The sequence below is a fragment of the Alicyclobacillus kakegawensis NBRC 103104 genome (assembly GCF_001552655.1).
In the GTDB taxonomy this organism is placed as follows: Bacteria; Bacillota; Bacilli; order Alicyclobacillales; family Alicyclobacillaceae; genus Alicyclobacillus_G; species Alicyclobacillus_G kakegawensis.
The window spans coordinates 1-14,871 of sequence record NZ_BCRP01000019.1 but is presented as its reverse complement, the minus strand read 5'-3'; the positions used below and the strand labels follow the sequence as shown (position 1 = coordinate 14,871).

General features: G+C 47.1%; 16 protein-coding genes. 1 reads left to right on the top strand and 15 read right to left on the bottom strand.

Translation table 11 applies throughout. The annotated features are described in order from the left end of the window. Positions 1-13: 13 nt before the first annotated feature. The 15 genes from AK2_RS12985 to AK2_RS16585 all read right to left on the bottom strand — a co-directional run bounded on the left by AK2_RS12985 (position 14) and on the right by AK2_RS16585 (position 13,975). Positions 14-1,111 (bottom strand): Gfo/Idh/MocA family protein, encoded by a 1,098-nt coding sequence (locus tag AK2_RS12985; protein ID WP_067935124.1) that lies wholly within the window; start codon positions 1,109-1,111, stop codon positions 14-16. A gap of 53 nt (positions 1,112-1,164) precedes the next feature. Beyond that, the gene (locus tag AK2_RS12980) at positions 1,165-2,388 is read right to left on the bottom strand and encodes an ABC transporter substrate-binding protein (RefSeq protein WP_067935121.1); all 1,224 of its coding nucleotides are present in this window, start codon (positions 2,386-2,388) and stop codon (positions 1,165-1,167) included. Between the two features lie 276 nt (positions 2,389-2,664). Then, complete coding sequence (locus AK2_RS17925) at positions 2,665-2,793, bottom strand: hypothetical protein (protein WP_439645104.1); 129 nt, start codon at positions 2,791-2,793, stop codon at positions 2,665-2,667. 682 nt (positions 2,794-3,475) lie between these two features. Beyond that, entirely contained in the window at positions 3,476-4,477 is a 1,002-nt protein-coding gene (locus AK2_RS12970; RefSeq protein WP_067935114.1) for a sugar ABC transporter substrate-binding protein, read from the bottom strand. Positions 4,478-4,593: 116 nt separating this feature from the next. Continuing rightward, positions 4,594-5,541 (bottom strand): ABC transporter permease, encoded by a 948-nt coding sequence (locus tag AK2_RS12965; protein ID WP_083521186.1) that lies wholly within the window; start codon positions 5,539-5,541, stop codon positions 4,594-4,596. 56 nt (positions 5,542-5,597) lie between these two features. Then, a complete protein-coding gene (locus tag AK2_RS12960) occupies positions 5,598-6,563 on the bottom strand; it encodes an ABC transporter permease (protein WP_067935108.1) in 966 nt (321 codons plus the stop codon). Between the two features lie 16 nt (positions 6,564-6,579). Continuing rightward, positions 6,580-8,070: a sugar ABC transporter ATP-binding protein gene (locus AK2_RS12955; protein ID WP_169794792.1), complete on the bottom strand. Its 1,491-nt coding sequence runs from the start codon at positions 8,068-8,070 to the stop codon at positions 6,580-6,582. 36 nt (positions 8,071-8,106) lie between these two features. Beyond that, on the bottom strand, positions 8,107-9,285 hold the full coding sequence (locus tag AK2_RS12950) for a CaiB/BaiF CoA transferase family protein (RefSeq protein WP_067935106.1): 1,179 nt from the start codon (positions 9,283-9,285) through the stop codon (positions 8,107-8,109). An 82-nt stretch (positions 9,286-9,367) separates the two neighbouring features. After that, entirely contained in the window at positions 9,368-9,805 is a 438-nt protein-coding gene (locus AK2_RS12945) for a MaoC/PaaZ C-terminal domain-containing protein (protein WP_067935105.1), read from the bottom strand. 69 nt (positions 9,806-9,874) lie between these two features. Then, the gene (locus AK2_RS12940) at positions 9,875-11,017 is read right to left on the bottom strand and encodes a type 2 periplasmic-binding domain-containing protein (RefSeq protein ID WP_157076340.1); all 1,143 of its coding nucleotides are present in this window, start codon (positions 11,015-11,017) and stop codon (positions 9,875-9,877) included. Beyond that, positions 11,014-12,051, bottom strand: a complete 1,038-nt coding sequence (locus AK2_RS12935) for a LacI family DNA-binding transcriptional regulator (RefSeq protein ID WP_067935102.1) — start codon at positions 12,049-12,051, stop codon at positions 11,014-11,016. Before AK2_RS12935 ends, AK2_RS12940 begins: the two co-directional genes overlap by 4 nt. 102 nt (positions 12,052-12,153) lie before the next feature. Next, positions 12,154-12,324: a hypothetical protein gene (locus tag AK2_RS17505; protein ID WP_245632906.1), complete on the bottom strand. Its 171-nt coding sequence runs from the start codon at positions 12,322-12,324 to the stop codon at positions 12,154-12,156. Between the two features lie 55 nt (positions 12,325-12,379). Further along, complete coding sequence (locus tag AK2_RS17500; protein WP_245632905.1) at positions 12,380-12,652, bottom strand: terminase gpP N-terminus-related DNA-binding protein; 273 nt, start codon at positions 12,650-12,652, stop codon at positions 12,380-12,382. Positions 12,653-12,815: 163 nt separating this feature from the next. Further along, positions 12,816-13,055 (bottom strand): AbrB/MazE/SpoVT family DNA-binding domain-containing protein, encoded by a 240-nt coding sequence (locus AK2_RS17495; RefSeq protein WP_067935101.1) that lies wholly within the window; start codon positions 13,053-13,055, stop codon positions 12,816-12,818. A 95-nt stretch (positions 13,056-13,150) separates the two neighbouring features. Next, the gene (locus AK2_RS16585) at positions 13,151-13,975 is read right to left on the bottom strand and encodes a helix-turn-helix domain-containing protein (protein WP_083521184.1); all 825 of its coding nucleotides are present in this window, start codon (positions 13,973-13,975) and stop codon (positions 13,151-13,153) included. Positions 13,976-14,602: 627 nt separating this feature from the next. Here AK2_RS16585 and AK2_RS12910 point away from each other — a divergent pair. Beyond that, the coding region (locus tag AK2_RS12910; RefSeq protein ID WP_174521160.1) for an RRXRR domain-containing protein at positions 14,603-14,871 on the top strand (269 nt) is incomplete at its 3' end.

Here is a 14,871-nt window from a genome sequence, read left to right as displayed (position 1 = left end):
GGAATTTTAGGTGCTAACCCGTTATTTCATGAAGCCATACTGCGCGACGTTCATCCATTGATTTATAGGCTGCAAATACCATTTGCAACGTTTCCAATCCGTCTCGGACACTGTTGACCGGTTCTCTATCTTCTTCGATGGCTATCATTAGCTCTCCCATAGTTCCTATGAATGCGTGAGGAAACCATCTGCCTGTCAACCGCGGGGTAAACCAATAGTCCTCATCTATCTCCCTGGAGATAAAGCTCATTGTATCCTCTCGTCCTGTCGGGTAATTATACAGCGCTCCATTTGTCCCTTTAATGACGCCTCGTGTACCTTCGAATCGGAACGCGGCATACCAATCATCCTGACCGCACCAGTTGTTATGATTATCGTAAATCAACGCTCGTCTTTCGTCCTCATATGCTATATGAATCAATGTCCTCGTCTCACCCGCGCACACCTGTCCTGGATACTTTGAACCATCCGCGAAGATGTATGATGGTGTGCCAAAGAGATACCTAATTGAATCCAAATAGTGAATACTATGATACATGACCTCGAGTGTTGGAATATCTCTCAGAAACGACCAACGTTCAAACCTTTGAAGAACGTTGACTTGAAAGCTCGCTTGAATCAGGTCCCCTAGCCAACCTCTTTTTATAATCGTGTGGCTAGCTTGGATACCTGGAGCCCACCGCATCTGGCAATTCACTGCACCTCTAACTCCTGCCTGTTCGCACATTGAAACAATACTTTGAGCGTTGGAAAACGTATCGGCCAGCGGCTTTTGACACAGCACATGTTTGCCGTGGTTTGTAGCAAGTTCAACAATGCTCGGCTGCACCTCGGCCGGGACTGCAATATCCACAATTTGAATGTCTGGATCGGCAACGAGTTCCTCTACCGTCTCATAGACTCTGGGTATCCCATATTGAACCGATAGGGCCTGTGCACGTGTTGTGTCCAGATCGGTTATCGATACAACGTTAAAACCTGCAATCTTATAGGCCGGGAGATGTGCCTCGCGAACAATCTCACCCGCTCCAACAATGCCGATTCCCATAGACATATCTTTAGGTAGTTTTGGCTTATACTCAAGATCTAAGATCTCATGTACTCGCGGCATTTTATGTCCCTCTTTCATGGCATCACAAACTGATATCAAGAATTTTATATCTTTTACTTAGTCTGTAAAATACGATTGATCTCATTCTCAGCCCAGTTGAGGCAGTCTTGAGCTGGAAGACCATTTAACGCCCGCACCATCATGTCGTTTAGGATGTCTGCAAGCAGCGGATATTCGGGTATGGACGGCGTTGACCTGACTTCTTTGTGAATATCTTCAATCACTTTGTAATACGGATATTGAGCTTGAACTTCGCTATCTCTCCAAGTGGACAAGCGCGTCCCATTCCCTCCAGCCATGGAGGTGACTTTATCCATTTCAGGACTCATACAATGTTGGATAAACTGCCAGGATGCATCCGGATTGCGCGCCGAACTCGGAATCGTCAAAACCCAGTAGACGTTTAGTGACACATGCTTTCCATGTGGACCGTCACCTCTGGGAATATGTGTACAAGCCACTTGGCCCTTCACTTTTGATGTTGGTGAGTCGGCTACCGCCGCAAACCCGCTCCAATTCCACATCATCGCAACATGGCCGGATGCGAAATACTCTCCAGAAGCAACACTATCCAAATCGCGAAAGTTTGGTGGAACAACCTTGTCATTGATTGCCAAATCTATATAGAACTTCAATGCCTCCAGACCGACTTCATCATTGAATGCTGCTTTCCGATCACGGAGAAATTCGCCACCCCGACTCCATAATTGAATTAAAAAATCATACACGATGTTGTGACTGTCCGGAAAGCCCGCCAGTAGCGTTCCCCATAACCCCTGCTCCGGTCTGGTGAAGAATTTCGCAATGTCAGCGAATTGCGACCATGTTTTGGGAACGGACAAGTCATATCCGTACACATCCTTGAATTTCTTTCGTTCGTTTGAATCGAAGAAAAGATCTTTTCGATACATGAACAGTTGCGGTCCATCATGGTACGGAACACCGAATGTTTTTTCATCAAATGTTTGTAAGGACAGCATGCTTGGTGACCAACCACTCGGCCAACCGATGCGCTCTGGAACGTTTTTTAGATAAGTATCAAGACACAGTATTTTCCTATCGCGTACGAGTGCAGGAAGCCAGTCTGTGTTGGCTAGAAGTACATCGTAGTCAACATTTCTATCTTCACCATACACCACTCGTCTCTCCAACTCGGAGATCTCTATAAAATCAACTTCTATTTCAACATCCTGATGCAACTCTTTGAATGTACGGATTTGCTCATTGAAGCTTCTCTCAAAACCATCGAAGGCACGCGACAACAATCTCAATTTCATAGCAATGTCACCTCTCGATGTTGAGTAGCATCTCGTCAAGTGGTGGAAATTCACCGTTTGCCCAGAGTGTGACAATCTAATATTACTACTTAAGATACAGAATCCGTCGCCAATACTGATATGGGTTCCGACTCCAGCTTCACCATGGACTCAATGCTGAAGTAGCAACGAGCTACCAGCTACTCTTCGTGTTGTTCCTGTAAGATGGCCCATCAAGCGGAGTACAGAGTCTCAATTTGGGAATATGCCCAGTACATTCAACCGCCGGCTCATCTCTCAATTCAACCACTCCATCGGATTCGTCGAGCAGAGTTGCCGCTGGTGCTCGACAACGTTCTCCGCCGTCTTCTCCAGTACCTCCATAGCCTTTGAAAAATTGCCCTTGAGTTCATTCGCCCACGGCACAACTGCTCCCCGGGGTCCTTCCTGAGTGAGCTGGGCAAATATAGCCCGGATAACGGGCGGTATCATCGAGTACTGCTTCATTGGACACCCTGGGGGTGGACGTTGCGGATGGTGTGCACCTTGCACCGCTGCCACATCACGCTTGTAAGCACCTCTGAAATGGCTCGTCGCGTCATTGGCATGCATCTCTAAAAGTCTTACACTTCAACCCCCATGCTCCCTCGACCCCTAAGAAATTCCGTTCAGAATGCTCCGTCCTCGCTCCTATGACGGTAAGAGAAGTTCTCCGTTGTTGAATTTCCAGTAGATCCGAAACTGCTGGAACAACGCCGGAGAATTTCCAGAGCCGCTCAAACCCCATCCATGTGAGACAGTTGCTCAGGAGGATGGGAAGTCAATGGGAGCTTCCCCATCCAAGCAGTCTAGCAGTCCGACTTGTACCGCAAGGCCTGATTTCACCAACTGATCGGGAGGTTCCCATCGACCCATAAGTGATTATCGTAAGTTCCATTACCGGACTTGTAGGACGCCCGATCCTTGAATTGACGCACCATTTTGTCAAGACTGCTTACACAGACGAGAGACCTCACTCTTTTTCAGATTTTAACTGCTGTTTCTGTTGCTGTTTGCGAGAATCGCAGAATGACAGATTCTTGACTGGGTCCGCTTTCATAAGAGTCAATTACCACTGCGGAGGATACTTATCAATATTGTCCTTTGTAACAACAGGTGTCGGTATATAATTTAACTTTTTATGGCTCTGGTGGTTTATAACCTCCAGCATCACTTTAATCGCATATGTTGCGTCCGTCACGGGCGATTGATCCGTCGTACCATACTGCAGCCCCGCCTTGATATTAGCCGCGCCGGTGGAGTTATCGCCAATACCGACGACAGTTACTTTACCTGCTTTCCCACTCTGTTGAAGCGCTTCAATTGCGCCAGCCGCGCTGTTATCGTCAACACAGATGATCCCGTTTAATCCGGGATGCGCAGTCAAGAGATTTTGAGCAGCAGTCAGCGAATCAGATTTTTGCCAATTACCTATCGCTGTACCTACAATCTTTATCCCCGGATATTTTGAGAATTCCTTTTTAAAACCTTTCAATCGATTCACGCTCGCAGAATCTCCGGGCATCCCGATAATGATACCGACCTGCCCCTTTTGGTGTAATGCCTTAACCATTAGAGAAGCTGCCTGTTCAGCTTGAGTCACATCGTCAGGTCCCGTAAATGCGCTAATGTATCGAAGACCGTCTGCTGCAACATTCATATTCCCGGTGTCGACCGGAATCCCGGCATTATGAGCAGCCTTAATAGCAGGTATCACCCCTTCTTGATCGACCGGGTTCACGATAATCCCATCGACACCCTTGGTAATTAGATCTTGAATCTCATTGGCTTGCCTTATAACAGAATTCTGGCCATCCAAGATAATCAATTTTACTCCGTATTTCTTTGCTACATTCTGTAAAGCAGTGGCATAGGGCTTGATATATGGATTGGAAAGACTTGATACAGTTACCCCGATGACAGGCGTCTTATTCGTGGCATGTGCATTACTCGAAGACGAAGAGGTGGATTGATTACCAGCATCATTGCCTGATGTTGTTGCACCACATCCGCTAACGAGGGCGATGGAAACTGCCACCATACTGCTCAAGATGATTGCAAGTTTCTTCATGGTTAATACCTCCTTAATTAGCTCGTTGTGGAATAAAATGTATACTTGTCAGACTGTCCTTTCATGATATGGGATTCAACATTATCACCTCCTTAACAGGGTTCCAAGCAGACTTCCTATGCACTCGCTACATGGCCTCTGCCATCGGATTTCGACTCCAAGTTCATCGGTCGATTTTCTTTCTTCAGTGCAGTCGCTGTGACAATTACGATGATTAGCACTACCCCGGAAATAATAGGTTGGACATAGCCATTTATCCCGAGCAAATCAGACCCGTTTGCTACGATTGTGAGGATAAAGACCCCCCAAAGGGTCTCTGCGATTTTTCCAGAACCGCCTGTCAGACTGATACCACCCAGTACAGCTGCTGTAATCGCAGTCAATTCATCATTTTGTCCAGACAGTGGAGAACCCGTATTTAACTGAGAAGCAACTAAAATGCCGCTGATCCCAGCCATAAAAGCTGATATCGTATAAGAAAGAAGGATTGTTCGCATGACGGGTATTCCAAACGCATGGGCTGTCTGCTCATCCCCTCCGATGGCATATAAGTTTCGACCAAAACGACTTCGGGAGAACAAGAACCACATAAACAGTATGCAAATTAAATAGATGATAAATTGAATGGGAACTTGCGATATGGAGATATTCAGTTTGGTGAGAGCCAGGTTCGTACCAATAACCGAAGTCTGATTGGTCAGCAGTAAATCGACACCAAACACAGCGGTCATGGTTCCTAACGTGGCAATGAGCGGACTCACTTTGAAATAGGTAACGACTACACCATTGATAGCGCCTACAATAATACTTGCAATAATCCCTACACAAATGGCCAAAACAAGGCCATGAGATTCAAGCATCACGGTAATGACACCGCTTAGTCCCATCACGGAACCGACAGATAGATCATAACCTCCACCAATCATTACACAACTCATTCCCAATGTAATAATCCCAATAGTACTCATTTGTAGCATTATTTGAGATATATTACGCACAGAAGAGAAATGCGGGATAAAAATTACCTCCACAATGTATAGAACTACCGCTACAAGAAATGGCAAGGATAGATGCCTCTTGATTCCCTGAAGATTGTTCTTCGAACTACTTAATAACCAAGTCAATTCACTCGCCCCCGACGGATGGCAACTGCCACCACAATGATGATCCCTTCAACGATTTCCTGATAGACAACGGGCAACTTTAAAAGCACAATCACGTTACTGATGACCGAGAAAATAAGCGCACCAACTAAGGCATTTGACATTCGACCCTCTGCACCGAACATGCTCGTACCCCCCAAAACCGCCGCAGCCAAAGCATTTAACTCCCAGCCAACGCCCGCCACAGGTGACGCGCTGTTAACCCATGAGCTTAATAAAATACCGCCTATGGATGCTAATAAAGCTGAAATCAAAAATACAGTGAAAATGACTCGTCTAGGCTTTATCCCAACCAATATAGAAGCTTTCGCATTGTCCCCGACAAAATAGATTTTTCGTCCGAACACTGTATGGCGAAGAACCAAGTGAGCAAGTATGGTCAGAATAATTGGATAAATTACTAATGTAGGGATGTGAGCCCAACTGCTTTGCGTTAGAGATGTAAATGCATGAGAATTACCCGATAAAGTCGCTCCATTGGTGTACAACAATGCTGCAGCCCCAACCACAGAGAGCATTCCTAAAGTTACAATGAGAGCGTCAGCGCCCAAAAAGCCAATCAGTACCCCATTGACTGCTCCGACAGCAAGTCCCACCAGCAATGTGACTAACAAACTCAGAGGCAACCCCATGAAAGATTGTAGTCCGATTGAAAGTACCCCCGTCAGAGATATTATCGAACCCACCGACAAATCAAACTTGCCAGCTATAAGAGCAATGGTCATGCCGAGAGTCACAACCGACAATACGGCTCCCTGCGCCATGATGTTAACTAAGTTGTGAAAAGTTAAGAAACCAGGAATGAAACTGAATACTATAATCATGGCCAACAGAATGGCTAGCATAAAGTTATTCTTGGCTAGGTCTTTACCCGTTACTGCAAACGGACACCACTTGCTTTCACTCGATTGAATTTGAGACACATTGCACACCCCATTCTTAAACCGCATACCCGATTGCCAAATCCATAACGGATTGTTCGGTCGCTTGGTTTCTCTCCAATTCACCGACAACATAACCTTCTCTCATGACCACAATACGGTCACTTAATCCCAGAACCTCGGGAAGCTCGGATGAAATGAGGATTATGCCCGTTCCCATCTCTGTTAGTTGATTCAACAATCTGTAGATTTCCTGTTTAGCCCCGACGTCAATCCCCCGTGTAGGCTCATCAAGGATTAAGACTTTCGGACGCAGTGCCAGAGCACGAGCCAGTATAATCTTTTGCTGCGTTCCTCCGCTTAACTGACCACCCTTCGTTTTCAAGCCGCCGAGCCGAAGACTATATGTTTCAACAATGTTTTCTGACAAATTTCTAGTTTTCTTTCGAGATATCACTCCTACAGAACTAACCTCACGTAACAAAATAGAACAAATATTATCAATTATATCTAGTTTTGTAAACATCCCCTCGCTCTTTCTGTCCTCAGGAAGATATATGAGTCCTTCATTAATGCTTCGAGCCACAGTAGGTTTGTCCCATGTACTACCATTAAATACAACTTCCCCGGAAGTATATTTGTCTAAACCAACAACCGCTCTCATTACTTCGGTTCTCCCGCTACCGATGAGTCCTGAGAACCCAAGTATTTCACCTGCTCTAAGAGAAAATGAAACGTTGTAGAAATACCCTCTTCGCGTGAGATCTCTGACCGCTAGCAATTCTTCACCGTGCCTCGCAGGTTGATTGCGCACATAAAAATTTTCTACTGGCCGTCCAACCATCAACTGGATAACTTCACCCGAGCTGATATCATCCTTTGATTTTGAGGTAATCATGTTCCCATCGCGAAGAACCGTGATTGTATTACATATGTCAAACACTTCTTTCATGCGATGGGATACATAAATGATCGACGTCCCTTCGTCTCGGAGAGACTCTAAGAGCCTAAGGAGAACTTCCGTTTCCACAGCGGTTAGAGATGAGGTTGGCTCGTCCAAAATCAAGAGACTCGCGTTTCTAGACACAGCTCGCGCAATTTCGATCATTTGCTGTTGAGCCACTGTCAGTTCCCCTGCCGGCTGTTTCGGATTAATATCATCCAGACCTAAGCGTCTGAGAATAGTCTGAGCCCGTTCGTACACTGAAGACCAGTTTACAAATCTCGGCACTTGACCGAGAAACAAATTTTCCGCTACGCTGAGTTCGGGCAAAATCATGAGTTCTTGATGGATGACCGCGATCCCCAACTCCTGAGATAGCTTAGGAGTTAGGTATTTATAATCTTTCCCACGTACTCTCAGCGTTCCACTGGACGGACGCTCCAATCCACCAAGGATCTTAATTATTGTTGATTTCCCAGCCCCGTTTTCCCCCACCAACGCGTGTATATCATTCGGGGTTATTGTGAAGGAAACTTTATTCAAGGCAACAACGCCAGGGTATTCCTTGGTAACGTTATCCAGTTGGATAAATGCGTTTTTTTCCAACTCATACTCACCCCACAATCGTAACAATGTCACAACTCAGCAAATAACCCCTTGACTAAACAGTTCTTTGATACTTTCCGAATCAAATCCTAATTCTTTTAAAATCTCTGCGGTGTGTTCTCCCGTCTTCGGAGCACCTGACCCAAGAGAAGCCGGCGTCTTACTATAGTGAATCGGATGTCCAATCACCTTTATTCTTCCATATCCCGGATGATCAATTTCTTGAATCATTCCATTATGAATCACTTGCGGATCGTGCAAGGCCTGCGGAAGTGACTGTACTTGAGCACACCAAATATCTTGCGCGAGCAATTCTTCAACGACGGATAAGTCTCTGTTATCAAGATTGGCTTGAATAATGCGTGCGATCTTATCCCGTTCCTTAAAAGCAATGTCCGGAGTGTCAAATTGATGTAGTTCTTCAATAGAAAGGATCTTACCTAATTTGGATAGATTGTTCATCGCCAGTGCGATGTATCCGTCCCGAACTCTATAGATTCCATAAGGAGCACTCGCCCATGGGCTGCCCGGAGCTACCGCGGGTCTCTCAAAATCTCCGCCCATATTTAACCACGCAGTCGCTTCTTCACATTGAACAGCTATCATCACATCTAAAAGATTGAGTTGCACTAGTTGACCCTCACCGGTACGTTGCTTGTGCTGGTAAGCGACAAGAATTGCGATGGCCAAATAGAGTGCTCCAAAGGTATCACTAATGGAAAGCGATGTTGGAATGGGAGGCCCACTTAATAGGCCACTGTTTGCCGCTACACCCGATACCGCCTGAACCAATAAATCTTGCCCAGGTCTCGCAACGTAAGGTCCGTCCGCTCCCCATCCACTCGCCTCAATTACGATAATGTCTGGTTTAATCGCTTTGAGCGACTCGTAATCCAAGCCAAGGCGCTGCATGACCCCTGGCCTGTAATTGCTGACAACAACATCACATGTGCTTACCAGACGTTTCACAATTTCGTGTGCACGGTGGTCCTTTAAATTAAGCACGATGCTACGCTTATTGCGATTCATACTGAGGAAAAATGGACTGGTATCTCCCAGCAACATGCCTTCATAGGTCAGTGTTCTCTCAAACTCTCCACCCGGTTTTTCGACCTTAATGATATCGGCACCCACATCGCCGAGAATTTGTGTAGCAAACGGCCCAAACTTCATTTGTGTAAAGTCTAAAATTCTTAACCCTTTTAACGCACCCACGCAAAGTCACCTCTTCTTGATGCAAGAATTACTCACGCTCCACCAGATCTACATGGAATTTTATTACACTTTTATTTGACCGCTAGTTTCTCTTTTCCACCATCAGTAAGTGGTCACAGGCAAAAACGGTCACCCCGTGTTGATTTATAGCCTCAACTCGCTCTACAACAATGCCGGCGGAGGAACGTTTTGGATGTGAACGCTTCTCGATAACGGTTATACGCGAATGCAAGGTATCCCCGATAAAAACCGGTTTGATGAAACGAATTCGGTCGTATCCGTACGTGAATGCCACTGAATTTATCTCACTGGCACCAAGACCAACCGTGACAGCAAACACTAAGGTACCATGCGCGATCCGTTGGCCAAACTCCTGGGTTTTGCACCATTCGGCATCCATATGATGCGGATAAAAATCTCCTGATTGTCCTGCATGCAAGACAACGTCAGTCTCGGTAATGGTTCGTCCATATGTTTCACGAGTTTCCCCAACCTCGTAATCCTGATAATATTTTTTCATCACTGACATCTCCAACCGATTTGGTATCCTTCGATGGCAATACATCCAACACGAGCATTAGCGTAGGCATTATATAGCGCACATCGTAAAAAACGCTTCATTCATGTGTTCAATGACAGATGACGCCGACCTGCCTTCTTGCAATCCGGTCAGCAGTATCTTGGAAGCAGTCTCTTGAAACGAAGGAAATCCAGGGAATCTTGGCCTCATGAAGGCTGTTTCCATCGTCTGTAACGTCTTTGTAAAAAAGTTATCCGTAGACAGATTCAATTCGGAACTCATCCATGCCGCTCGATGAGCGGGCTGTCCAAATGCCTTCCAGTACATTCCTGTCTGGCACTTTTCACCCGCTAGAAAAGCGGCAAATTCGGCCGCTATCTGCGGCACGGCTGTTCGCGCCGAAACCCCGATTCCGACTCCGCCCACGATGGCGGGAGAAAAGGCATGAGCCCGAATGGGTAAATCACGAAAATGCACCCGATTCGTGCCAACCCCCTCGCGAGAGTAGATGGAATACCCAAAAATCCAAGGAACAAAACAAGAATCCTTGGTCGAACTTATGTAGTCGAGAATACCTATTGGATCGTTCCTCTGTGAGAAGGGGCTAGCGTGTCTGACAATGAACCGTAACGTATGATAGGCTTCAGCACCACTGTGGCTCGAAATCGCCTCACCCAATGGCCAGAATGTGTTCCCCTCAATGTAATGCCCCAAGCCCAGAAACAACGACCATACATGAATCGGATGCAATGGGACTAAATATTCACCTCTAGTAGACCTCCTCTGCAGGAGACTCGTGACCCACTCCCGCCCTGAGTCCTCATCTAAATCATCTCCCGTAAAGGCCATCACCTGGCATGCGGCATCAACCGGAAGCCCCCATTGATGACCATTCCAAGCATAGCTTTCAAAGCTCCGTCCTACCGACCCTTTACGAATACCTTCCATCTCGTCTTCGGAAATCCATTCATCTAGCGGCAGAAACCACCTGCCTTTGGCTATGCTACCAACAAAGGGATGATCGAAAAGAATGATGTCGTAACGTCTGGCAAGTTCTTCAACAGGGTAGGACTCAAAGTCACTCAAAGGTCTAGTATCCCACCTTAAAGTTACAGAAGGATGGCTGGAGGTAAATGCTTCAGATGCCGCCAATACAGGACCCATAGCCCTAATATGATTCCAACCCATCCCTTTTAAGACAATTTCACTCATAACCGCTCACCTTCATTAGCACCGTCGTACCACGATAGGTATCTTCCGACGGATTTCCGTTTTAAGAGAGTGACGGGCAAACAAATTGATGCTGGCTCTACCTCGAAGTTGGACAATCTTCTCAACAGCAATCCCGCAGCCTCTCTACCAATTTGTCGTGGGTTTTGTTGCACCGTGGTCAATTGCACCGGCGTTAATCGTCCGGCCCAGCTGTCGTCAAAGCCAATGATGCTAATATCCCGAGGAACCGCTTTCCCAGCCATCCAATACGCTTCCATAACACCGAGGGCCATCGCATCCGTGACACAGAAGGCCGCAGTATAGCGTGTGTTAGCTCCTAGTAACACCTGCCCGACAGATAAGCCGCTTTCAAACGACAAATCTGTCCGGAAGACAGTGATGTCCCTGTTACCACCGGCGCGGAATCCTTTGATGAATCCATCCACACGATTGTCACTCGTTCTATATCCTTTCGGGCCGGCGATGATTGCGACACGTTCATGACCGGATTCACGAATGAAACTGCCAGCAAGCTTCCCGCCTTCATAGTTGTCGCTTTCGACCGTATCAAATCTATCAAGAACACCACTTGGCAGACGGTTTACAAATACCATCGGATAATCCGGAGTTGGATAATTCCATTCTCTCGCGACCGCTGCGAGCACTAATCCTACAGGCTTAAGCTCACTCACCAGTTCGAAAATTTGCTTCTCCACCGTAATGTCGTTCGTAGAATCGACAAGAAAAACAGTAATTCCTTTTGGTAATGCCAACTCCAGACCTCTTGCAAGTTCGGTAAAGAATTCATCGAACTGCGGAATCATCACAACAACAAAAGGCAGGTTGCCGGTGGCCAGACCACGGGCTATGGGGTTTGGACTATATTTCAACGATTCGATGGTAGACAGCACTTTCTCCCGAAGATCAGGGGAAACCGGTTTGCTACCATTTAGAACTCGTGACACCGTGCTAACAGACACATTGGCTTTCTTGGCTATATCTCTAATCGTTGGTTTGACCGGCTTTTCCCCCATATCGCTCCTTTCATACCTCCTCTATTCGATGTCTATTGTCATCGTTCTGAAAAGGATTATACGGGAAATCGGTTTCCTATTCAAGTATGTAACCTACTTTATTTAGGGTCTGCTGAACGGGAAAGACATGGTGAGTACCTTTCGCTCCACGAGCTTGCCGGGTTGTCCAACATAAGCCGTGCCAAAATCCACTTGCGCTTCGCCGCCGGGATGTTCAAGCCGCTCATAGCTCTCGGCACGTTCCAGCTTGAGTTCCTTCCGGCGCTTGGCCACGTATTCCTCAACGGTCCGCCGCCCGCCCTTAAACCCATACTCATCGCAGAGGCGATCAGAGGCGATCAAAGATTCGCTTCGCCGTGTACCGCTGTTTACGGGGCAACGCCTGCTCCACAGTCAACCAGGTATCGATGATGTCAAGGTACGGACCGAGAACGGGATATCGCCTCCTGCGCCGGCGCACGGGCTCATTCCAATCGTCCCTGGTGGCGTACTTCTTGGCTGTCCGCCAATTGATTCCCATGGCCCTGGCGATCTCTGAGATCGAATAATCCTCATTCTCGTAGAGAAACTTGATATACTGTTGCTGTGGCACTTTCAACATCCTCTCTCATCCCCCTTAGGTCTTCGGCAAACCCAAGGGTAGAATTGGCAGAGTGGTGTTGCAAGTGCCTATTCACTTTCCGCCCGTAAAACGCAGATTAACTCTGCAATTTTACGCTGCGGTTTTCTGCACTTTTATTATGCGGCATACAATGACGTATGGATTAGCGAGCCGAGATCACTACATACTCATCACAAATGAGCTTCCCTTTGTAGACACGCATATGTTCTTCATTTGAGCAGAAGATGCAGGATGGTTTGTACTTTTGGAGGACAATCCCCTCCTGATTTACGAAAATTTCTATATCCTCACGGTGGTGAATTTGAAACTCCTCTCGGAGTTCGACCGGAATAACGATACGACCTAAGTTGTCAACACGATAAACGTATCCAGTGGACTTCATCTTTTGTCTCCCTTTATATTTGTTGAATGAAGCATAATATACTCTGTTTTCCAACGTCAACTATTACTGGGAGAAAACATCTACATCAGTAAGTATCAGCTGTCCCGGACAAAGAATTTCACATGACTGACTTCATAGCCTAGTTCGTGAAGAATGTCGAGAAACTTGTTTACATAGTGTTGCTGACAATACGTAGCAGCCAGCTCATGTTCTGTTTCCACAAAGAGGATGCCATCTGAAATTCCCTCAACGCGTATATTACGGAACCAAGTATCGTAAGATGAAGATGAGAATTGTTGTCTGAGTTTTTCGCATAGATGTTCCGTTAATAAAGTAGGATCAGGTTTGTTATATTCTTTTGTTTGTTCAAATGATATATTCTGCGGAACTTCAGGTCCCAATTCGAGGACTTCAAGTTCCTGAACCGGTGGAACTTGAAGTCCGGTATTACCCGTCGGTACTTGAAGTTCCATCGGTATCTGAGGTTCCGCTGGAACTTCAGGTTCCACCGGCTGTCGATACTCGACGTCCCAGTCTTCCTTGGAGGCTGGCAGTGGCTTTTCGCCGACGAGCTTCAATGCGGCCTCGATGAGAGGTCGAAAGTTGTAGACGACGTTCCCGAATTGTTTGCTCTGCCGATTGCGACGCTGACCGATGAGAAGTAGACCTTTCTTTTCGAGGCTATCTGCCCATTTGCGGATCTGACGTGTACTACACTGAAGGTGTTCGGCTAATGTCTCCTGGCTCGGGTAAGGATCTCGACCGTCGTGTTTGTATGTGAGGACGGCGCAAATGAAACCGAACTCGCCATGTTCAATTCCGAGGCGACGGTAATTGCGGACGATGATATTGGGGATAGCGAGGAATCCCTCGTCAAGCAGTCGATGCCCCCAGATGGCTTCGAGCTTGTCATGCTCCATAGGTTCATCGAACAGCGGAAAGTGGTTGACTTTAACTAGCCGGTATGATAATCTCTTTTTGCGAGATTCATACCGAGAACCCGTAAGACCCCTCCGGCGGCCAACCTGAGGGTCTTTTCTTTTTGCCCAACCACGCCCTGTTCGACGGTCCTCCTTTCTATTGGGCTACTGGCGAAAAATAAAAGCGCATCTGACCAACCAGATGCGCGAGATTTGTCTCTATAGATACACTACGCCCAATACACTACGTCAAGAGTAGTGTCGGCGCATGTGTCCTGCGCTGGCTGGTCATTGAGAAGTATAGCATAATGTGCCATGAGAGAAAATAGTTTCGGTCGGTTTATGTCGAGCGAGGATCTAGTCGAGTTTGTGTCAACCACCCCACGGCAAAGCCGGGGGCTTGCGATGAGCAAGCCTGGGGTTGACCAGCCCGCATGAGAGGGAACAGCCCCTCATGCAGACGTTATCCCGGTCATGGCACCCTGGGGTGCGAGGCCAGCTCCGGGCCCTGCCGTCCGGCATTAAACAGGCATACGGGGTGGAAGCCAGTATGCCGGGCATGACAAGCCGGGATAACCGGGCGAGGCCAACGTGACCCCCAATCGGGGAGAAAGGCAGGTAACTGCCATGAGTAAGCAAAACCGTGTGTTTGTACTGGACAATCATCGAAACCCGCTGATGCCCTGTCACCCAGCACGGGCCAGACAGCTTCTGAAGAAGAGCAAAGCGGCCGTGTTTCGCCGTTATCCCTTCACCATCATTCTGACGGAGAGGGAAGGTGGTGGCGTCCAGCCCCTTCGCATAAAACTAGACCCCGGAGCTAAAGTCACTGGGATGGCACTAGTGGGCTCCTTCCAACAGGGCAATGTGGTGTTATGGGCTGCGGAACTGGAAAA